21 protein-coding genes are annotated in these 19,829 nt (G+C 31.8%); 16 read left to right on the forward strand and 5 right to left on the reverse strand.

Features of this window, described 5'->3' with window-relative positions; genetic code table 11:
- The 4 genes from ACKGJY_RS04060 to ACKGJY_RS04075 all read left to right on the forward strand — a co-directional run.
- Positions 1–1,192 (forward strand): T9SS type A sorting domain-containing protein (locus ACKGJY_RS04060; RefSeq protein WP_413972574.1); only part of this gene is annotated, 1,192 nt, incomplete at its 5' end.
- Positions 1,193–1,426: 234 nt separating this feature from the next.
- A complete protein-coding gene (locus ACKGJY_RS04065; protein WP_413972575.1) occupies positions 1,427–1,873 on the forward strand; it encodes a HEAT repeat domain-containing protein in 447 nt (148 codons plus the stop codon).
- Between the two features lie 204 nt (positions 1,874–2,077).
- Positions 2,078–2,317 carry a ribbon-helix-helix domain-containing protein gene (locus tag ACKGJY_RS04070; RefSeq protein ID WP_413972576.1) on the forward strand — a complete coding sequence of 80 codons (240 nt, stop codon included), beginning with the start codon at positions 2,078–2,080 and terminating at the stop codon, positions 2,315–2,317.
- Positions 2,310–2,597: a type II toxin-antitoxin system RelE/ParE family toxin gene (locus tag ACKGJY_RS04075; RefSeq protein WP_413972577.1), complete on the forward strand. Its 288-nt coding sequence runs from the start codon at positions 2,310–2,312 to the stop codon at positions 2,595–2,597. Before ACKGJY_RS04070 ends, ACKGJY_RS04075 begins: the two co-directional genes overlap by 8 nt.
- Positions 2,598–3,032: 435 nt before the next feature.
- Here the strand turns inward: ACKGJY_RS04075 and ACKGJY_RS04080 are convergent, their stop codons facing one another.
- A complete protein-coding gene (locus ACKGJY_RS04080) occupies positions 3,033–4,646 on the reverse strand; it encodes a SulP family inorganic anion transporter (RefSeq protein ID WP_413972996.1) in 1,614 nt (537 codons plus the stop codon).
- A 179-nt stretch (positions 4,647–4,825) separates the two neighbouring features.
- Between ACKGJY_RS04080 and ACKGJY_RS04085 the strand changes: the two genes are divergently transcribed.
- Positions 4,826–6,568: a M14 family metallopeptidase gene (locus tag ACKGJY_RS04085; RefSeq protein WP_413972578.1), complete on the forward strand. Its 1,743-nt coding sequence runs from the start codon at positions 4,826–4,828 to the stop codon at positions 6,566–6,568.
- On the opposite strand, the gene ACKGJY_RS04090 is transcribed toward ACKGJY_RS04085, so the two are convergent.
- Positions 6,565–7,149: an NUDIX hydrolase gene (locus ACKGJY_RS04090; RefSeq protein WP_413972579.1), complete on the reverse strand. Its 585-nt coding sequence runs from the start codon at positions 7,147–7,149 to the stop codon at positions 6,565–6,567. The two genes, ACKGJY_RS04085 and ACKGJY_RS04090, sit on opposite strands and share 4 nt — an antisense overlap.
- A 130-nt stretch (positions 7,150–7,279) precedes the next feature.
- On the opposite strand from ACKGJY_RS04090, the gene pyrE reads away from it, so the two are divergent.
- Both pyrE and ACKGJY_RS04100 read left to right on the forward strand, forming a co-directional pair.
- Complete coding sequence (gene pyrE / locus ACKGJY_RS04095; protein ID WP_413972580.1) at positions 7,280–7,924, forward strand: orotate phosphoribosyltransferase; 645 nt, start codon at positions 7,280–7,282, stop codon at positions 7,922–7,924.
- A 78-nt stretch (positions 7,925–8,002) separates the two neighbouring features.
- Complete coding sequence (locus ACKGJY_RS04100; protein ID WP_413972581.1) at positions 8,003–8,398, forward strand: SRPBCC family protein; 396 nt, start codon at positions 8,003–8,005, stop codon at positions 8,396–8,398.
- Here ACKGJY_RS04100 and ACKGJY_RS04105 read toward each other — a convergent pair.
- A complete protein-coding gene (locus ACKGJY_RS04105; RefSeq protein WP_413972582.1) occupies positions 8,395–9,126 on the reverse strand; it encodes a biotin--[acetyl-CoA-carboxylase] ligase in 732 nt (243 codons plus the stop codon). The two genes, ACKGJY_RS04100 and ACKGJY_RS04105, sit on opposite strands and share 4 nt — an antisense overlap.
- A 94-nt stretch (positions 9,127–9,220) precedes the next feature.
- On the opposite strand from ACKGJY_RS04105, the gene rsfS reads away from it, so the two are divergent.
- The 9 genes from rsfS (at position 9,221) to ACKGJY_RS04150 (ending at position 16,797) form a co-directional block, all read left to right on the forward strand.
- On the forward strand, positions 9,221–9,592 hold the full coding sequence (gene rsfS / locus ACKGJY_RS04110) for a ribosome silencing factor (RefSeq protein ID WP_413972583.1): 372 nt from the start codon (positions 9,221–9,223) through the stop codon (positions 9,590–9,592).
- A 9-nt stretch (positions 9,593–9,601) separates the two neighbouring features.
- On the forward strand, positions 9,602–11,536 hold the full coding sequence (ftsH, locus tag ACKGJY_RS04115; RefSeq protein ID WP_413972584.1) for an ATP-dependent zinc metalloprotease FtsH: 1,935 nt from the start codon (positions 9,602–9,604) through the stop codon (positions 11,534–11,536).
- A 110-nt stretch (positions 11,537–11,646) separates the two neighbouring features.
- Positions 11,647–12,255, forward strand: a complete 609-nt coding sequence (locus tag ACKGJY_RS04120) for an LUD domain-containing protein (protein WP_413972585.1) — start codon at positions 11,647–11,649, stop codon at positions 12,253–12,255.
- Between the two features lie 18 nt (positions 12,256–12,273).
- Positions 12,274–13,092 carry a phosphatidate cytidylyltransferase gene (locus ACKGJY_RS04125; protein ID WP_413972586.1) on the forward strand — a complete coding sequence of 273 codons (819 nt, stop codon included), beginning with the start codon at positions 12,274–12,276 and terminating at the stop codon, positions 13,090–13,092.
- The gene (locus ACKGJY_RS04130; protein ID WP_413972587.1) at positions 13,082–13,738 is read left to right on the forward strand and encodes a phosphatidylserine decarboxylase family protein; all 657 of its coding nucleotides are present in this window, start codon (positions 13,082–13,084) and stop codon (positions 13,736–13,738) included. Before ACKGJY_RS04125 ends, ACKGJY_RS04130 begins: the two co-directional genes overlap by 11 nt.
- Complete coding sequence (locus ACKGJY_RS04135; protein WP_413972588.1) at positions 13,731–13,997, forward strand: acyl-CoA-binding protein; 267 nt, start codon at positions 13,731–13,733, stop codon at positions 13,995–13,997. The genes ACKGJY_RS04130 and ACKGJY_RS04135 overlap by 8 nt, the downstream gene beginning before the upstream one ends.
- 259 nt (positions 13,998–14,256) lie before the next feature.
- A complete protein-coding gene (locus ACKGJY_RS04140) occupies positions 14,257–15,570 on the forward strand; it encodes a MutS-related protein (protein ID WP_413972589.1) in 1,314 nt (437 codons plus the stop codon).
- 551 nt (positions 15,571–16,121) lie between these two features.
- On the forward strand, positions 16,122–16,454 hold the full coding sequence (locus ACKGJY_RS04145) for a type II toxin-antitoxin system RelE/ParE family toxin (protein ID WP_413972590.1): 333 nt from the start codon (positions 16,122–16,124) through the stop codon (positions 16,452–16,454).
- A 10-nt stretch (positions 16,455–16,464) separates the two neighbouring features.
- Positions 16,465–16,797 carry a helix-turn-helix domain-containing protein gene (locus ACKGJY_RS04150; protein ID WP_413972591.1) on the forward strand — a complete coding sequence of 111 codons (333 nt, stop codon included), beginning with the start codon at positions 16,465–16,467 and terminating at the stop codon, positions 16,795–16,797.
- Between the two features lie 207 nt (positions 16,798–17,004).
- Here the strand turns inward: ACKGJY_RS04150 and ACKGJY_RS04155 are convergent, their stop codons facing one another.
- Both ACKGJY_RS04155 and ACKGJY_RS04160 read right to left on the reverse strand, forming a co-directional pair.
- A complete protein-coding gene (locus tag ACKGJY_RS04155) occupies positions 17,005–18,360 on the reverse strand; it encodes a UDP-N-acetylmuramate--L-alanine ligase (protein WP_413972592.1) in 1,356 nt (451 codons plus the stop codon).
- Positions 18,361–18,672: 312 nt separating this feature from the next.
- Positions 18,673–19,626, reverse strand: coding sequence for a tetratricopeptide repeat protein (locus ACKGJY_RS04160; RefSeq protein WP_413972593.1), 954 nt, complete (start codon positions 19,624–19,626; stop codon positions 18,673–18,675).
- Positions 19,627–19,829 lie beyond the last annotated feature (203 nt).

Consider the following 19,829-nt stretch of genomic DNA (forward strand, 5'->3'; position numbering starts at 1 on the left):
TCAAAACATTGGTGATGCACCTATAAACGTATCAGATGTGGTTTCTGAACAAGAATTTGACTTTACCGATATCTTTTTACAAGTGGATGGTGTTGCCGTTACTCAAGATATTGCTGTGGTTCAACCACAGGCTATACTAACAATTTCTTTTGAATTAGAAGTAGATAGCCCTGAGGATCTTGTGAATACAGATATCATTGTAACTAGCGATGCGCAAAATCCAGAACTTCGTATTCCGTTAATCTTTGTAGAAGAAGCGCCTGCTGGTCCTGGTATATTTGCAGAACCCGTAATTGTAGATCTTACTGTTGAAGATACTGTGGCAACCGCTGTTATTCGATTAGAAAACATTGGCGAATCTTCTATTACAATTACAGATGTCGTTTCTGAACAAGAATTTAGTTTAGTAAATACTTTTGTAGAAGCTACAGTACAACCTGGTGGAATAATTACGCTTTCCATTCAGTTACAAACAAATACGTCTAATGCAATTAACGATATATTGATTGTAAGAAGTAATGCAGAAACACCAGAATTGCGTATTCCGTTAATTCTTGAAGCAGAAGAAGAGCCATTAGAACCAGGTATCTTTGGGGAGCCATTAGTTAATATATTTAGAAAAGGAAATAATATTTTTGGTAAAATAAAAATTAAGAACGTAGGAGAATCTCCTATTGTTATTACCGATATTTTAACCCAAAAACCTTTGGATACTAAAACTATTATTAATGGTAAGGTTTTATCGTTACAAAACAATACTGTAGAGCCAAATGGCACTGTAATTATTAAGTTTGTAAAGAAATTAAGAAATCTCAAAATATTTGAGGATATTATAACAATAGAGAGTGATGCTAGCAATCAAAAACTGCTAATCCCTGTAAAATTTGTAAAGAAAACTCTTAGTTTAAATCAGTTTAAAAATAATAAGAAAGGTGGGAGATCAATCTCTATTTTTCCTAATCCTGTACGTTCAGAGACAACATTTAAAGTTAGCTTTTCAAACCCAGAAAATGCTATCATACAGTTAACAAATGTTTTACAACGTAGTGTTTTGAATCGAAGTCGTGTTATGATGAACTCTAATGGAACAGGTAAATTGTTTATGAACAGCCTACCTAATGGTATTTACATACTTACTATTAAAGATCCAGCTACTGGAATAGTATATCAGTCTAAAATTGTAAAAATCTAATTTTAGGTGCTATAATTTAGTAATTGTATAAGGCTTTACAATAAAAAAACGCCTAATATAAATAAATGGTATGTATTAAATTCATAACCATGTAAAGGATAAGACCGTCTGATTTTTTTCAGATGGTCTTTTCGTTTTAGTACAGCTCCACATAAACCTTACCGCATTTCACTTTTTAAAAACTGTAACATTTCATCAAAATAAGCTACCAATAAATAACTAATTACAGCAACCATGTTACACAATATTAAATATATACTCTTTAGATTAAGTGTTGTACAGCCTTCTGAAAATACTATTAATTTTTGGACGGATACAAAAGATGTGGGTAAGTTAGAATATGCTTTAAAACACGGAAATTATACAACTAGAAAATTAGCAGCTGAAGCACTAGAGCACGCAGGACAATGTTCATCAGTACCAGTGTTATTACATGCTATAAATGATACTGTACAAAATGTATCCATTGCTGCATTAAATACTTTAGAAGCTTTAGGTTGTGGTGACGATTTAGTAATTTCTATTACCAAAAAACGCTTTAATTGGGTAAAAACACTTAGAGATAAAGAAGCGAAACAATATGCCAATAAAGATAAAAAGCATACAATTTACCGTTGGGAACGGGCGAGTAAAAAATCGTTTGATCGGGTTAAAGAACAATTGAAACGGCCAATGCGGTAGTACGCCTCTTATCAAATTATTTGTAATTTCTAGGGCTTAACGCTCTCATTATGTTTTAAATCTGAATTTTTTAATTTGTCAAAAAAATTAACTAAAGCCGTTTAACATCCTATGCAATTCATTAAAACAAAACTATATCTTCCCCTTGGGGATAATTTGGATGTGATACGTTTTTGATGTATATTTACACCAAAATACAAAATTATGTCAAGACAAAGTATATCTTTTACAGAACCGAATGATGAATGGCTGAAAGCGCAAGTGAGTAAAAATGAATATTCAAGTAAAAGCGAATTGGTAAACGATTTGATAAGACAAGCCAGAAAACAACAAATCCAAATTGATTGGGTTCGAGCCAAACTGGATAAAGCTGAAAAAAGTGGATTTACGAAAAATACTAAAAACGAAATTTTAGCGCAATCAAAGTCTTTGTTGAATGGCTAAATACAGATTAAGTAACGAAGCTAAAAACGATTTAATACGAATTCATCAATACGGAGTTGTGAAATTTGGTATGACTCATGCGGATAGATATTTTGAATCATTTTTTGAATATTTCGATATTATTGCTCAAAACCCTTTTTCATTTGAATCTGTTGACTACATAAAAAATAACTACAGACGCTGTGTTTGTGGAGTTGATAGCATTTATTTTAAAGTAAATGAAGATATTGTAGAAATAATGACAATAATTGGAAGACAGGACTTGAATGAAAAACTGTAGCCTGAATTAAAAACAAAAAAATGATTAAAAGAAACGGAGCATCAATTTTAATAATAATTTCAAGTATTGTAGGTATCTTGAATGTTGATTTTTCTAGTATTTCAGAACCAAAAAATTATTGGAATTTAATTACATCATCATTTATTATTTTTGCATCAGCACTATTAATCTATAGTACGGAATCAAAATTCAAGAAAAATATAGAATCTATGTAGGCTTCCCTAAAAATGTTGGCTTACCCTTTTTAGGGAAGCCTACAGAGCCTCTAAAAAAACATAACTTAAGGTTAAAAATAAGCTAGCAAACACGCCCGCGTTAGGGATTGAACGGCATGTTTGAAATCCCCGACGCAGGAGGGATTGAGTAGTGAAAGCCCGACCCCTTGAGGGTAACGCCCTCCAAAAAAAAAGTGACAGTCTCAGTATTCAGTAAAAATTAGAGCTTATATTCTGATAATGGCTTTGGAAATGCTTCGGGGTTTTCGGCTAAATGGTAGCGAGGATCGTCTATATCCTCAACAATAACTTCTCTAAATTTAGGACTGGATTTATGCAGCAATACCTTAGAATCTTCGCTTAGGTGTTTTAGTTTTATAGACTTGCCTGCTGCTTCGTATTTTTCGACCAAATTAAAAATAGCTTCTAAGGCAGAATGATCGCTAATGCGAGATTCTACAAAGTCTATTTCTACGTGGTCTGGATCGTTTTTTATATCGAATTTATCGTTAAACGCTTTTATAGATCCAAAGAATAGCGGCCCCCAAATTTCGTAAACTTTAGTGCCATCGTCTTTCATGCGTTTTCTGGCACGAATCCGTTTAGCGTTTTCCCAAGAAAACACCAAGGCGCTAATAATAACACCTGCAATTACGGCTATGGCTAGATCTTTCCAAACGGTAATTAAAGATACGGCTATTAATACGATAGCATCGGTAATTGGTATTTTACGTAAAATCCTGAAACTACTCCAAGCAAATGTACCGATAACTACCATAAACATTACACCTACTAATGCGGCAATTGGTACTTGCTCTATTAAACCAGATGCAAATAAAATAAAGATTAGCAGAGCTACGGCAGCAACAATACCTGAAAGTCTACCACGACCACCACCTTTAATATTAATTAAAGATTGCCCAATCATAGCGCAACCGCCCATACCACCAAAAAAGCCTGTAATTATATTTGCACCGCCTTGAGCCATACATTCGCGATTGGCATTTCCTCTGGTTTCGGTAATTTCGTCTACTAAATTAAGAGTCATTAACGATTCTATGAGTCCGATGGCTGCAAGAATAACAGCATACGGCCCTATAAACCACAGTGTTTTTAGTGTAAATGGTACTTTACTAAATATATCTGTTTGAAATTGTGGTAAGCCACCTTCTAAACCTTCACCACCACCATCACGGATAAAACTCCCTACAGTGGCAACATCTAAATTTCCAAAAATTACAATACCTGATACCACCAAAATAGCGACTAAAGCTTCTGGTAATTTTTTTGTGAGTTTTGGTAAACCAAACATAATACCCATAGTTAAGGCTACTAAACCTAACATAACCCATAGTTGCGATCCTGCAAACCAATTGCCATTTGCATCTTTAAATAGGTTTAATTGCGATAAGAAAATAACTATAGCTAATCCGTTTACAAACCCCATCATTACAGGATGCGGAATAAGCCTTACAAACTTACCGAGTTTAAAAACACCTGCCGAAATTTGTATAATACCCATTAATATTACCGTAGCAAATAAATAGTATAACCCCAGCTGTTCTGATGGCTCGCCCATAGCATTACCTTCTGCTACTAAACTTACCATAACTACGGCTAGAGCACCTGTAGCACCACTAATCATTCCTGGTCGCCCTCCAAAGATTGAAGTGATTAACCCAATCATAAATGCTGCATATAAACCTACTAAGGGATCTACACCTGCAACAAATGCAAAAGCTACTGCTTCTGGCACTAAAGCTAATGCAACAGTTAATCCACTTAAAATATCGTTTTTGGCGTTTTTAGCGCTTTTTTTAAAAAATGCAGTCATCATTTGTATTTTTGAAGGTGCAAATTTACCTTTTAAATAAGGATGTGCAAGAAATGCTTTAACTATTTACAGTTTAAACAATTAAAATTCTTTGTGTTACTAAATTAATAGTATTTAGTTAACTTTCTTAGGAAGTAATCATTTGAAATTGTTGTAATTTTAGACATCAAAGTAGAATTATGAAAAAAATCATAGTGCTGTTCCTCGTATTTTTGGGGTGTGAAACTTCAAAAAAACCCACTACATTTAATTTTGACACCCCTTTTGAAACTTCTAAAGGTTTAGAAACTGCAACTTATACAGAAACTATTACGTTTTATTCTGAGTTAGCCAAAACGTATACTGCAATAGCGATAGATACTATTGGAGAAACTGATGCTGGTAAACCTTTACATCTTGTTACGCTTAATCCTGATAAAGATTTTAACTTTGATACACTTCGGAAGAATAAACGCATTTTACTGATTAACAACGGTATACATCCTGGAGAGTCTGATGGTATTGATGCTACTATGTTATTATTTAGAGACTTAGCAAACGGTAAAATTAAAATGCCTAAAAATGTTGTAATAGCTACAATACCCATTTATAATATTGGTGGTAGTTTAAATAGAAATAAGACAACTCGCACTAATCAAAATGGACCTAAATCGTATGGTTTTAGAGGTAATGCACGTAACTATGATTTAAATAGAGATTTTATTAAATGTGATACCAAAAACGCTAAAACTTTTACGCAAATTTTTCATTTGGTAAAACCTGATGTGTTTATTGATAACCATGTGAGTAATGGTGCCGATTATCAATACACACTTACCCATTTATTTACACAGCATAATAAATTAGGTGGCGCACTAGGAGCATATTTACACACTGAAATGATGCCAAAATTAGAAGATAAGTTGGCTAAAAAAAACTGGGACATCACGCCCTATGTTAATGTTTTTAATACTGTTCCAGAAAACGGATTCTCTCAGTTTATGGATTATCCCAGATATTCCACAGGATATACTACGCTTTTTAACTGTTTAGGTATGATGGTAGAAACTCACATGCTAAAACCTTATAAACAGCGCGTGGAAGGCACTTATGAATTAATGAAAAGCATGATTGAAATTATAGAAACGGATGCTAAAAACATTAAAACCTTGCGAGAAAACACGTTAACATCTATGGATAAACAGACGCATTATACTTTAGATTGGGACATAGATTCTAGCCAAACATCACATTTAAATTTTAAGGGCTATGACGCAGATGTTTTAAAAAGTGAAATTACGGGTTTAAATCGCCTCAAATATGATAGGTCGAGACAATTTACAAAAGTAGTGAACTACCAAAACTTTTTTAAACAAAAACTGAAGGTTGAAATACCTAGCGCTTATATTATTCCACAAGGCTGGCATAACGTTATTGCTATATTACGCTTGAATCAAGTAAAAATGACGGCTTTTGAAAAAGACACTATTTTAAATGTAGAAGCGTATGATATAAAAAAATACGAAACACGAAATGCGCCTTACGAAGGACATTATCAGCATTATAATGTAGACGTTACATCATCTAAAAGCTTAAAACAATTCCGCAAAGGCGATTACTTGATTAAAACCAATCAGTACGCATTTAGGTATTTAATGGCAACTTTAGAACCTCAAGCACCAGATTCGTTTTTCAATTGGAATTTTTTTGATACTGTATTACAACAAAAAGAAGGATTCTCACCTTATGTATGGGAAGACAAAGCTTTAGAATTATTAAAAAACAATCCAAAATTAAAGAAGGAGTTCGAACATAGAAAAGATGATCTAACCACGTTTAAAAATGATAGTTATGCGCAATTAGATTGGTTACATAAACAGAGTGAGCATTACGAAACTGCACATTTACAATATCCTGTATTTAGGATACATCATACAAACTAATCAATCAGAATTTTAATATTAGCATATGAATTTTCTAAAGCCTTTTTAATTTTCTTATTCCCTAGCCATTTCACTTTAGTAATACCTTCTTTTTCTTGCGGGTATAATTTCCCATCAAAAGATGTTTTCATTTCAAACCAATAGGTTATTTTTATTCTATAACGTCCGCGACGCTTAAACATATGGTATGTAGTTTCAATGGGCTTTACAATTTTTAATCCTTTAACACCTGTTTCCTCTTCTACCTCTCTAATAGCTGTTTCTTCAATAGTTTCGTTTTTTTCGGCCTTTCCTTTAGGCAAATCCCATTTTCCATTTCTAAAAATAAACAACACTTTACCTTTATCGTTGTATACCTTACCACCGCCCGCAATTACATTTGGAGCTTTTTTTAAAAACTTTTTCAGTAGCTTTTTTTCGTTTTTATGAACCAAACGCGCTTCCTTAATAGAACTATTATTTAGCTTTCGAATAACGTTTCTAAGAATAACAGTTTTTAAATTATAGTTTTTAACACCCTTTTTATCCTTTGGTTTGGTAGTTAAAATTATAGGCTTATCGCCAACAAATATTTTATACATATAGCTTTTTTGTACTAATTCTATGTGGTAAAAATATCATTTTAAAATACAAACTAACCATTGTTAAAAAAAATAATTTATTCATTTAAAAGTGATGATGTTATCCTAAATATATGTTTAATTTTGTATCATGATTTTTAATAAAGATACCGCAAAAAAAACAGCAGAAGTTTTATTGCAAGTAAATGCGATAAAATTAAATTCGAAAGAACCCTTTACTTGGGCTTCTGGCTGGAAATCACCAATATATTGTGATAACCGAATTATCCTTTCATTTCCAACAATTCGTAATTATGTGTGCGAAACAATGGCTAAACACATAGAGGATATGTATGGCAAACCAGATGCTATTGCTGGCGTAGCCACAGGTGCAATAGGCATTGGTATGTTAGTTGCTAACTACTTAAATTTACCTTTTATTTACGTGAGACCAGACGCAAAAGGGCATGGTAGAAAAAACCAAATTGAAGGCTTTATTGAAAAAGGCCAAAACGTTGTGGTTGTAGAAGATTTAATTAGCACCGGAAAGAGCAGTTTAAATGCTGTAAAAGCTTTGAGAGATGGAGGTATTACTATAAAAGGTATGGTTGCTATTTTTACCTACGGATTTGAAGTTTCAAAAGAAAACTTTAAAAAAGAGGATGTAACACTACATACGCTTGGAAATTACGAAAACCTTCTAGAACAGGCTTTACAAACTAACTACATTGCAGATAATGAACTGGAGTTACTTACAAAATGGAATGCGAACCCTAGTGAATGGAACGCTATTTGATAGTTAAAGATAATGTATAGTTTAAGATAAAACAGATAAATTAGCAATTAGCTAAACAAATAATAACCAAATACATTTATGAATTTAGAATCTCCAAAAGTAAGCGTATCAAAAACTCCAGAAGATACATTCAATTTTATATCAGATATTAAAAATTTTGAAGCCTTAATGCCTGAAAATATTAGTAAATTTGAAGTGTTAGGAGAAGATAAATTTTTATTTGCTTTAAAAGGCATGCCCGAAATTATATTAAAAAAGAAGGAAACTATACCTCCAAATAAAATTGTATTTGGTGCAGCAGGCGGAAAAATAGACTTTTCGTTAACGGCAGTTATTTCTGAAAGCGACCCTGAAAAAAGCGATGTGCAGTTACAATTTAGTGGCGACTTTAACCCTATGATGGCAATGATGATTAAAAGCCCAATTTCAAAATTTATTGAAACACTAGTTACTAACTTACCTAAAGTAGTTTAGTACATTAAGGTAATGTCTTTTAACATGAAAGACTTAGTTATATTATCCTCTAGTAAAACATTTAAACTGCCTGTTTCGTCAACAGATGTGATGAAACCAGAAAACATATTACCCTTAGCATCTTTAAATGTTGAGGGTTTATCTTTTCTAAATAAATACAATTCATATTCTTTTTTTAACGCATCTAGATGTCCACTTTTTAGTTTTGAAATGTAATACTTAAGGTTAAAAATAATACTATCTAGAAGTTCATCAAGATTATAAGTACACCCTGTAATATGTTTTAATGAAGCGGCATTTGGTAATGCGTTAAACTCATTTTGATTCACATTTAAACCAACGCCAATAATAGAAGCATTAGTTCTGCCTTGTTTCATGACATTTTCTATTAAAATACCACAAACTTTTTTGTTTTGTGACAAAATGTCGTTAGGCCATTTAATGTATAGTTGTGGTATAGACAACGAATTTAAACTCTGCCGTACAGCTAAAGCTGCCAACATACTGAGGTAAAAAGGATATTCTAAATAAAAACTTGAAGTATCAACAAACATACTAAACATAAGGTTTTTTGAAGGTTCTGACGTCCACTTAGCTCCCATTTGCCCTTTACCATTACTTTGATACTTAGCTGTAACCACTGTAAAATCCTCCACGGTTTGCGTACTTATCATTTCTTTTAAAAATGTATTAGTAGAAGCAATGGCATCAAGTTTGATTATTGACATTTACAGGTTATTTTTTGCTGTTTAAAATGTTGTGATAATTTTAAACCATAAAGAACTAAAAAAATAATAACTTTGCACAAATTAAATAAAATTAATGGCGAAAGAAAAAATAAGCGCAGATCAGTTAATATCAGTTATCATTAGTGGAATTGAAGATGTAAAAGGTAAAGAAATAAGTATTTTAGACCTTAGGGAGATTGAAAATACAGTTTGCGACTATTTTATCATTTGTGAAGGAACTTCAAACACTCAAGTTAACGCTATCGTTAACTCAATTCAGAAAAAAGTAAGTAAAGAGCTTAAAGACCACCCGTGGCATATAGAAGGTGCCGATAACGCAGAGTGGGTGTTGTTAGACTACGTTAATATTGCAGTACATGTGTTCCAAAAACACATTAGAGAATACTATGATATTGAAGGTCTTTGGGGAGATGCAAAAACAACAGTAATAGAAACAAGTTACTAAAAACAGAACATGGCAAAAGATAATAAGAATATAAAAGAGAAGAAACCAAAGTTTAGTCCGTATTGGATTTACGGAATAATACTATCTCTGTTTTTGGTATTTACACTATTTAACAACAGTGGTGTTGATACTGGTAATAAAACCAACCCCACTCAGTTTTTTAATTTTGTTAAAGATGGTGATGTTGCTAAAGTAGAAATAGTAAATAGAAGACTCGCAAAAGTTTACTTAACCAAAGAAGCATCTCAAAAAGAGATACACAAAAAATCAAAGTCAACAGGTTTTAGTTTATCAACTGCACAAACACCAAATTACAGATTTGAGTTTGGAGAGTTAGAAGTTTTTCAAAATGAATTAAATACCATTATTGAAAACCAAAATTTAGATTTAGAGCCAGAATACGTAACAGAAGAAAACCTTGTAGCAGATTTTTTATTAGGCATACTACCTTTTATACTTTTAATAGGTGTTTGGATATTTATTATGCGCCGTATGTCTGGAGGAGCTGGAGGAGGTGCTGGCGGACAAATATTTAACATCGGAAAGTCTAAAGCTAAACTCTTCGATCAAAACACAGAAGTTAAAACAACTTTTAAAGATGTAGCTGGATTAGAAGGTGCAAAAGAAGAAGTACAAGAAATTGTAGATTTCTTGAAATTCCCAGAAAAATATACAACCCTTGGTGGTAAAATTCCAAAAGGCGCACTACTTGTAGGTCCTCCAGGAACAGGTAAAACATTATTAGCAAGAGCTGTAGCTGGTGAGGCTAAAGTACCTTTCTTCTCATTATCAGGTTCTGATTTTGTAGAGATGTTTGTTGGTGTGGGCGCATCTCGTGTTAGAGATTTATTTAAACAAGCCAAAGAGAAATCACCATCAATTATTTTTATTGATGAAATTGATGCTATTGGGCGTGCTCGTGGAAAAAATGCCATGTCTGGAAGTAATGACGAACGCGAAAATACGCTAAATCAGTTATTAACTGAAATGGACGGTTTTGGCACCAATACTAATGTTATCGTTATGGCAGCTACTAACAGAGCTGATATTTTAGATAAAGCATTAATGCGTGCCGGTCGTTTTGATAGACAAATTTTTGTAGACTTACCAGATGTTCGTGAGCGTAAAGAAATATTTGAAGTGCATCTTAGACCTCTTAAGAAAACTAAAGATTTAGATACAGATTTCTTATCAAAACAAACACCTGGTTTTTCTGGTGCCGATATTGCAAATGTATGTAATGAAGCTGCATTAATTGCTGCTAGAAACGGGAAAAAGGCCGTTGACAAACAAGATTTCCTTGATGCTGTTGATAGAATTATTGGTGGTTTAGAAAAGAAAAATAAAATTATTACACCTAGTGAGAAAAAAGCTGTGGCATTCCATGAAGCTGGTCATGCTACTGTAAGTTGGATGTTAGAACACGCTGCACCTTTAGTAAAAGTTACTATCGTGCCTCGTGGGCGCTCTTTAGGTGCTGCTTGGTATTTGCCAGAAGAACGTTTAATAGTTCGCCCTGAACAAATGTTAGATGAAATGTGTGCTGCCTTAGGTGGTCGTGCTGCTGAAAAAGTGATATTTGATAAAATATCAACAGGTGCTTTAAGTGACTTAGAAAAAGTAACTAAGCAGGCTAGAGCCATGGTAACTATTTATGGTTTAAGTGATAAAATAGGGAATTTAACCTATTATGATTCTGGACAAAGTGAATACGGGTTTACAAAACCTTACAGTGAACAAACAGCAGAATTAATAGATAAAGAAATATCTGATATTATTGAAAAGCAATACCAACGCGCTATCAAATTATTAGAAGAAAATAAAGATAAATTAACAGAATTAGCTGAAGTACTTTTAGACAAAGAAGTTATTTTTAAAGACAATCTAGAAAAAATATTTGGAACACGTCCTTTTGAAAAAGAACGTGAAACCCTTGATAAATAAATATTAGCGTTAAGCTTTTTTGTAAAAATCTTAAATTACTCTTAGGAATAGTTTAAGATTTTTTATATTTGAAAAACTCTCAACGCAAAAGGTTAATAGCAATTACCTGAATGAATCTTTTAAAGAAAATTTTCGGATTTAAATCAAAACCATCTGAAAAAGAAATAAAATCTGATAACCGCGGTAAATATATGCCCGAACTTAAGTTGCCTATAGACGAAAAGTTTACAATAAACTTTAAGGCTAATGGTGGCAAGTTCTTGTATTGCGATGATTTAAATGAAGTATTCTCAAATTTAAATAATATCATCCAAGAAAATTCTTGGCAAGACACATCTGCTTTATTAATTGATGACAATCTCATCGAAAAATTTAAACCCTGTAGTATCAAAGCTACAAAAAAAACTGATAGTGCCACCTATTTTTTAACAACTTGCGAGAATTTAATTGCTACAGATGGTTCGCTTTTAATAAGTTCTAACCAAATCGCAACAAAAAAGTTACCAGAATTACCTTTTAATGTTATTGTATTTGCTACTACAAGTCAAATTGTTGATAACATTGGCGAAGGCCTCAGAGGTATAAAATCCAAAAACAGGCAACACATTCCCACAAATATTACTACAATTAAGCATTTTAAATCTGGAGACGAAAAAGATTTTTTAAGCTATGGTAGTAGTGCAAAAAACTTATATTTGCTGCTATTAGAAGATTTATAATTTAAGTAGCTTTAGAATATGAAAGACATGTTATTGCGCTCACTATCTGGTTTGCTATACGTAACGTTATTAATTGTTGTTCTAAGTTTAAATACGCCTCACCCTTTTATTATTGTTTTTTTTGTTCTTGGTGTTCTTTCTTTAGTTGAATTGAATAAATTAATTCAATTAAAAAGTATCATACCCTATTTTATATTTATTGGGCTCTATGTCATTTTTGGCTATTGGCCAATGGTTTTAACAACAAATACAGGATTAAACGAAGCATCTCAAATTCTTATCGTTCTCACTATTTTTGTAGATTTATTTTTAATTAAGGATTTATTTTCCCGAAAAACAATTCCGCTATTTGTTACTAAACGCTTTATAATTACTACATTTTATCTCTCAAGTGGTTTTGTATTTTTAATGCTTATAGCTAGTGTTTATAGTCCTAAAATATTGTTGGGATCTTTTATATTAGTTTGGGTTAATGACTCCTTTGCTTATTTAGTAGGAAAGAACTTTGGCAAACAAAAGTTATTTGAAAAAATATCACCTAAAAAGACTGTAGAAGGATTTTTAGGCGGTTTATTTTTCTCTTGCATTGCTAGTTATTTTATATTTAATTATACAACAACTTTAAATTTTACAAACTGGCTTATGCTTGCCATAATAATTACTGTCTTTGGCACACTTGGAGATTTAATTGAATCTAAGTTTAAACGGCAAGCCAATGTAAAAGATAGTGGTACAATTATGCCTGGGCATGGTGGATTACTTGATCGTTTAGACAGCATAATTTTTGCTTCACCTTTTATTTACTTATTTTTAAGAATTTTATACTATGTTTCATAAAGAAGGACACAAAATAATATTATTTACTTTAATCATTGTAGTAGCTTGCTTTTTGCTTGTAGATAGTTTTATTTCTGTCTTTTGGTTAAGAACACTAATATTAATAACACTATTAGTGTTTCTAATACTAATTCTACAATTTTTTAGAAACCCTAAACGCCATACTCAAAGTAATGATGCGCATGTAATATCACCTGTTGATGGTAAAGTGGTAGTAATCGAAGAGGTTTTTGAAAAAGAATACTTTAATGAAAAACGTTTACAAGTAAGTGTATTTATGTCGCCATTAAATGTTCATGTAACGCGTTATCCTATTAGCGGAAAGGTGCTTTTTAGTAAATACCATCCTGGAAAATACTTAGTCGCATGGCATCCTAAAGCAAGTGAAGAAAACGAGCGCACCACCGTAGTTGTAGAAAACGCAACCTATGGCAAAGTACTTTACCGACAAATTGCAGGTGCTTTAGCAAAACGTATTGTTAATTATGCTAAAAAAGATGATGCTGCAAAACAAGGTGCAGATTCTGGATTTATAAAATTTGGATCTCGTGTAGATTTGTTTTTACCTTTAGATACTACTATTAAAGTTAAACTAAACCAAAAAGTACGTGGTGGAGAAAGCATTATAGCAAAAGTTAATGAATAGCAAATCGTTAGATATTATATTTAAAGAATCGGTAACGCGTGTAAATGCGCATACTGAGCCTTTTCCTGCAGATATACTTTTAAAACTATACGCCTACTACAAAAAAGCAACCAACGACTACGGTAAACCTAAAAGTAAAAAAGAAATTATAAATGCCTTTAAAACAAACGCATTATTTCAAGTAAAAAATGTCTCTGAAGATGAAGCTAAACAAGCATATATAGACTTGGTAGATCAGTATTTTTTATACCGTAAATAATAAGTTTGTATCATCTAAATCATTAGAATTGATAAATTGAATGTATCTAAAAAAGCAAAAATAATTGCTCAAAACATTCTAAAATATAGGCAGGATAAAACAATTTATTACTCTTATAAAATTTAGTCGATTTTAGAACAAAATACAGAACTTGACTTTGTGAAAAATTACGGCTAACTTCGTTAACTTAGTATATAAGTTATTAAGATGTACGTATATCTTGTAACACGTTACAAACAATACGAAATCAACTATCTAAATGAAATTTGAATTAGACAAACAAACAAAAAATGATTTAAAAATCTTTAATAATGAGGATAGTTCAATCTTTAGTTATTATAACATGACAAAAACTAAAGGTGGTAAAAATTGTCTATCTGATATAATGAATAATCCACTTACTGATATTTCAGAAATTAAAAACAGAAGTGAATTAATAAAATACTTTCACAATTCAGACTTCGAATTAGCCATAAATTATACTCAATTAGAGTATATTGAGCATTACTTAAAATTAAGAACAAATTCTTTAAATAACAATATATTAAGTTCATTAATAAATCATATATCTTATAAAATCAGACCTAGTAACGATTACTATTTAATTAGTAAAGGTATTGAGGAAATTGTAATACTTCTAAAAGAATTAAATAAAAAACTTAAGGAAAAACTTAAAAATATTCCCGAATTATTAAAAATAGAGATTCAAACAATTGATAAATTAACTAAAAACCCCCTTTTAATTAAATATATAAACTCAAATAAAGATTTAAAATTCAGTGATCTTAATAAGTTAGACGCTTTTTTTAGAAAAAGTTATTTAAAAGAGCTTGAAAACCTTATACAGTCAGTTTATAATCTAGATGCTTATATATCTGTTGCAGTTACTGCAAAAAAAAACAATCTTACATTTCCAGTATATGTTGAATCTGAAAAGCCTCAATTAAATGTAATTGGACTTTTTCATCCACTACTAAAAAAAGCAAAATCATACGACTTTGAAATTGACAAAAAATCAAACATGTTTTTTTTAACAGGCCCAAACATGGCGGGAAAATCAACCTTTCTTAAATCAATAGGCCTTTCTGTATTTATATCACATTTAGGATTTCCTATACCTGCTTCTAAAATGACAACCTCTATTTATAATGGAGTTGTATCAACAATAAATTTATCCGATAATTTGAATAAAGGATTAAGCCATTTTTATAGTGAAGTAAAGCGAGTAAAAGAAACAGCACTTAAATTAAAAGAAAGCAAAAAATTACTTGTAATTTTTGACGAACTATTTCGAGGTACTAATGTTAAAGATGCATCAGATGCGTCTTTGCTAATTATTGCAGCTTTTTCAAAAATTAAAAAAAGTACTTTTTTCGTTTCAACACATATTACTGAAGTTGCAACAGAATTATCAAAATCTAACAATATTCAGTTTAAATATTTTAACTCTAAACTAGTTAATAATAAACCTACTTACGATTATAAATTAAAAGAAGGGATTTCACACGAACGATTAGGAATGTATATTGTGCAAAATGAAAAAATTGTTGAAATTTTAGAAACTATAACATAAAAAGTGCTGTCTGTAACACCTATAAAAATAATTTTGATTTAGTGCTTAATCAAAAGTCATTTAATATTTGTGACGCCTTATTTTTTCTTTATAAAATATTCTCACACAGACAAGCTACTTTCCTTATAAAACAACGTTAATAAAACTACCCAACTATATCCTTAAACGTATCAAAATCTAATCACCTATAAATTATACCGAAACTCTTTTACAACAAAGATATCTCCTCCAAATTTTAATAAAAAAAAATGAGAGCATTAAGACAAGTAGAATTTAAAAATGAGAAGCATAAAACACAAGACTCTTTTAAATTATAAGAATTAAACATATAATTAAAAGAGTTTTTTAGGTTTTATAGCATTTTGAGAGCGCATATTAGAACTTGACTTTGTGAAAAATTTCGGCTAACTTCGTTAACTTAAAATATAAGTCAATGAAACAGACGTATATCTTACAATACGTTGCCAGTAATACGACCAAACCATAAAATGTTTCCATATAATTCAACTTTTTTTGTTATTTTTGCTAAAGTAAAACGACAAATAAACTGAATGAAACCAAAATTTGAAGTAGTTTTTCTTGAACAAGCTATAGACTTTATGAGTAAAATAGATGCGAAAGCTAAAAAGAAAATCTATTATAATTTGGATAAAGCAAAACTCGAGAATGACCCAAAACTGTTTAAAAAACTGACAGACGACATTTGGGAATTTAGAACACTTTATCAAGGAATTCAGTACAGACTTTTTGCTTTTTGGGACAAAAATGACAAAACTGAAGCACTTGTATTATCAACACACGGAATGGTTAAGAAAGTAAGTAAAGTTCCGAAATCACAAATTGAGAAAGCATTAAAGATTAGATCTGAATATTTTAACGAATAAACTTGAAATTATGGCAACGAAAAATAAAAAAATAAAAATGATGACACTTGACCAAATGAAGGACAAGGACATTGGAAAAGTTGGAACACCTGAACGTGATAAATACGAATTTGACTTGCGAATGGAAGTCCTTGGAGATATGATAAAGTCTGTCCGAAAAGAACGAAATTTGACGCAAGAGCAACTCGGAGAATTAATCGGAGTTCAAAAATCGCAAATCTCGAAATTGGAAAGGAACACAAAAAACGTGACTATTGAAACGATTTTGAAAGTATTTAGAGCATTAAAAGCAAACGTCAAATTTAGTGTTGAAATGAATGATTTTGACTTCAAAGTAGCGTAAAGCACTACTGATAAAAACGTGTATAACTTATAGATATCCAGTTACTTAAAAAAATTTAATACATACTTAAAAAGTCGCCAAATTTTAAAATTTGATAATTTCCAATAAAAAAGATAAATAGTAAAATTTAAAAATATGGCTTGTGCTTAATCAGAAAATAATTTTCTAATTTACACGCTACGAGCCATATAAAGACCGCTAACAAAACTACCCAATCAACTCCTTAACCAACTCAAAATCAAGCCCACCATAATTACCAGAGCTCATTAATAACAACGCCTTATTATCAAAATTTTGTTTAAACAGAAAGCTTTTAAAATCGTCTGGGTTGGTATAAATAATTAAATCGTCGCGCTCAAAAGCTTTAGCAATTTGCTCATGGGTGACTGCTTCTAGCTTTTTTATTTCAACGGCATGTGGCGAGTAGAACACTACAGCAACATCGGCCGCATTAAGCGCACCTTTATATTCTTTTAAAAACTCTGCATTTAAACTGCTGTAAGTATGTAATTCTAAACAGGCTACTAAAGTTCTATTTTGGTACTGTTCTTTTACAGCTTTTGTTGTAGCTTCTACTTTACTTGGCGAATGTGCAAAATCTTTATAGGCAACACTATTTGCACGTTTTGCTATTTTTTCTAAACGCTTGCTGGCGCCTTTAAATGTAGCAATAGCTTCATAAAAATCGTCTTCATCAATACCCATATGCTGGCAAATCCATTTGGCGCCTGCTAAATTATTAAGGTTATGCTTACCAAAAATTTCAATAGGTAAATCGCCTTCTGGAGTTTCTAAAAGTGTTTGTCCGTTATCAACAATATAAGCTGGTGTTTGGTAGGGTAATTTTCTAATAGTATTTTCGCTTGCTTCTACCACACGCTTTACTTCTGGATCTTCCTCGTTATAATTTATACTACCACCAGATACAATAGCATCTACAAAAATACTAAACTGCTCTACATAGTTTTTATAGGTTGGAAACACGTTAATATGGTCCCAAGCAATACCGCTTAACAGGGCAATATTTGGTTTGTATAAATGAAATTTTGGACGTCTATCTATTGGTGAACTTAAATACTCATCGCCTTCTAAAACGATAAAATCATTATCCTCGGTAAGTTTCACCATCACATCAAACCCTTCTAACTGTGCGCCCACCATATAATCTACATCTCTGTCATGGTAATGCATAACGTGTAAAATCATTGAGGTAATTGTAGTTTTACCATGGCTTCCACCAATTACTACACGGGTTTTGTGTTTAGACTGTTCGTACAAAAACTCGGGATAGCTATAAATTTTTACGCCTAATTCTTGGGCTTTTAACAACTCTGGATTATCTGCTTTAGCATGCATACCCAATACAATAGCATCTAAACTTGTTGTGATTTTTTCGGGATACCAACCGAAAGTCTCAGGCAACAATCCTTTTGCATCAAGTCGGGATTTTGACGGCTCAAAAATAGTATCGTCGCTTCCGGTGACGTTATATCCTTTATTATGTAGTGCTAAGGCTAAGTTGTGCATTGCAGCACCACCAATGGCTATAAAATGTACGTTCATATAACAAATATCTGCTTATAAGTTTAAAGTTCAAAGTTTTTATGTTGCGAAAAACTAATGATTTTTTTTGAATGAATAGAAGTGAAAAAACTTATGTTAACAGCAATGAGCTAGCAAATACACCCGCGCTAGGGATTGCAACGGTATCCTTTTTTGTGCTTTTTCAAAAAACCCTGATTATTGTTTAATTATAAAAACACCCTAATACTTTATAAGACACTGAAACACATTGAGCACAAAAAAGACCTGCCTACCTTCGGTATCGCAGGCAAGTATAGTGGAAAGCCCGACCCTTGTGGTAGCGCCCAACTATTACAGCTGTAAAATTTTATCTTTTTGTACTTTAAATGGTTTTATTTTAGGAAGTTCGGCAATAGCCAAATCTATAAATTTAAGCGCTTGCAATTTGTTATTTTTATGGGTATGTATTTGTGCTAAACGGTAATGCGCCCAAGCTTTTGGAACACCATCATTTGCAGAATAATTATTTAAATAAATTTCTAGGCACTTTTCTCCTTTTTCTAGCTGTACATTGTATTCGGCAGACACTTTGCCGATTTGATAATGCAGCGCATTGCGTTGGTGCTTGGAGTTGGCCTGCTCTATAGTTTTTATAGCCTTTTCTGGTTGTTTTTTAGTTTCGTAAAACGTAGTGAGTTTGTTAAAACAGGTAAGCGAACCGCCTTCTGCTATTGCCATTTTATAATATTTTTCGGCAAGTTCTGGCTCGTCATCATACTCGTGTATATAACCCTTTGCGAGATAACCATCTACGGTGGATAACACCTCTAATTCTTTAGCATATTGAAAAGATTTGCTTTTACTACCGCCAAAAATTCCAGGAAGTTGCATATATAATTCTACCAAAGCCCAACGTGCTTCAATGTGTGTTTTATCTAGTTCTGCTGCCTTTAAAAATGCATCTTTTACATCACCTATAAAACCTACAGCTTTAAATTTGTTTTCTAGAGCTTTCATGCCTAAAACACCACCATATTTGTAATGATAATTGGCTACATTAGGTTTTGTTTCTACTAAGTTTTCATAAACTTCTATAGCCCTATCCCACTGTTTTTGGTGGCCATAAGCATCACCTAAAAGTTCTTTAGCTTTTAAATCTTCTGGGTGTGTATCTAGATATTTTTTTACTGCTATTTCTGCTGTTTTAAATTCTTTTTGTTCTAACAAATGTTCTACCCGCTCTAAGGCTTGTTGCGAAAAACACGTAAGCGGAAGTAGTACTAAAAAGAATAATAATTGTTTCATAATATTTGGGTAACAAAAGCAAAAATAAGTTTTTCGTAACATATATTTTTCTGATTATGAAAATCTTAAGATTTAGCGTTTCGCTGCTATTTTTCTAAGTGATGTTACTCATAAAATGATTAACTTCCCTCATCCAACGAAGGCACTTACCCATTTATTGTTTTTTGGAATAGCTTTTGAATATAGTTTAGAGACATAAAATA

Source organism: Hyunsoonleella sp. 2307UL5-6 (genome assembly GCF_047345485.1).
Classification (GTDB): domain Bacteria; phylum Bacteroidota; class Bacteroidia; order Flavobacteriales; family Flavobacteriaceae; genus Jejuia.

Bases quoted from the DNA above. Each gene is read 5' to 3' on its own strand.
- ACKGJY_RS04100 (WP_413972581.1), top strand. From the start codon at position 8,003: ATGAATTTAGAATCTCCAAAAGTAAGCGTATCAAAAACTCCAGAAGAT.
- rsfS (WP_413972583.1), top strand. From the start codon at position 9,221: ATGGCGAAAGAAAAAATAAGCGCAGATCAGTTAATATCAGTTATCATT.
- ACKGJY_RS04125 (WP_413972586.1), top strand. From the start codon at position 12,274: ATGAAAGACATGTTATTGCGCTCACTATCTGGTTTGCTATACGTAACG.
- ACKGJY_RS04075 (WP_413972577.1), top strand. From the start codon at position 2,310: ATGGCTAAATACAGATTAAGTAACGAAGCTAAAAACGATTTAATACGA.
- ACKGJY_RS04155 (WP_413972592.1), bottom strand. From the start codon at position 18,360: ATGAACGTACATTTTATAGCCATTGGTGGTGCTGCAATGCACAACTTA.
- ACKGJY_RS04145 (WP_413972590.1), top strand. From the start codon at position 16,122: ATGAAACCAAAATTTGAAGTAGTTTTTCTTGAACAAGCTATAGACTTT.
- ACKGJY_RS04140 (WP_413972589.1), top strand. From the start codon at position 14,257: ATGAAATTTGAATTAGACAAACAAACAAAAAATGATTTAAAAATCTTT.
- ACKGJY_RS04135 (WP_413972588.1), top strand. From the start codon at position 13,731: ATGAATAGCAAATCGTTAGATATTATATTTAAAGAATCGGTAACGCGT.
- ACKGJY_RS04160 (WP_413972593.1), bottom strand. From the start codon at position 19,626: ATGAAACAATTATTATTCTTTTTAGTACTACTTCCGCTTACGTGTTTT.
- ACKGJY_RS04130 (WP_413972587.1), top strand. From the start codon at position 13,082: ATGTTTCATAAAGAAGGACACAAAATAATATTATTTACTTTAATCATT.
- ACKGJY_RS04090 (WP_413972579.1), bottom strand. From the start codon at position 7,149: ATGTATAAAATATTTGTTGGCGATAAGCCTATAATTTTAACTACCAAA.
- ACKGJY_RS04150 (WP_413972591.1), top strand. From the start codon at position 16,465: ATGGCAACGAAAAATAAAAAAATAAAAATGATGACACTTGACCAAATG.
- ACKGJY_RS04105 (WP_413972582.1), bottom strand. From the start codon at position 9,126: ATGTCAATAATCAAACTTGATGCCATTGCTTCTACTAATACATTTTTA.
- ACKGJY_RS04085 (WP_413972578.1), top strand. From the start codon at position 4,826: ATGAAAAAAATCATAGTGCTGTTCCTCGTATTTTTGGGGTGTGAAACT.
- pyrE (WP_413972580.1), top strand. From the start codon at position 7,280: ATGATTTTTAATAAAGATACCGCAAAAAAAACAGCAGAAGTTTTATTG.
- ACKGJY_RS04070 (WP_413972576.1), top strand. From the start codon at position 2,078: ATGTCAAGACAAAGTATATCTTTTACAGAACCGAATGATGAATGGCTG.
- ACKGJY_RS04080 (WP_413972996.1), bottom strand. From the start codon at position 4,646: ATGACTGCATTTTTTAAAAAAAGCGCTAAAAACGCCAAAAACGATATT.
- ACKGJY_RS04065 (WP_413972575.1), top strand. From the start codon at position 1,427: ATGTTACACAATATTAAATATATACTCTTTAGATTAAGTGTTGTACAG.
- ftsH (WP_413972584.1), top strand. From the start codon at position 9,602: ATGGCAAAAGATAATAAGAATATAAAAGAGAAGAAACCAAAGTTTAGT.
- ACKGJY_RS04120 (WP_413972585.1), top strand. From the start codon at position 11,647: ATGAATCTTTTAAAGAAAATTTTCGGATTTAAATCAAAACCATCTGAA.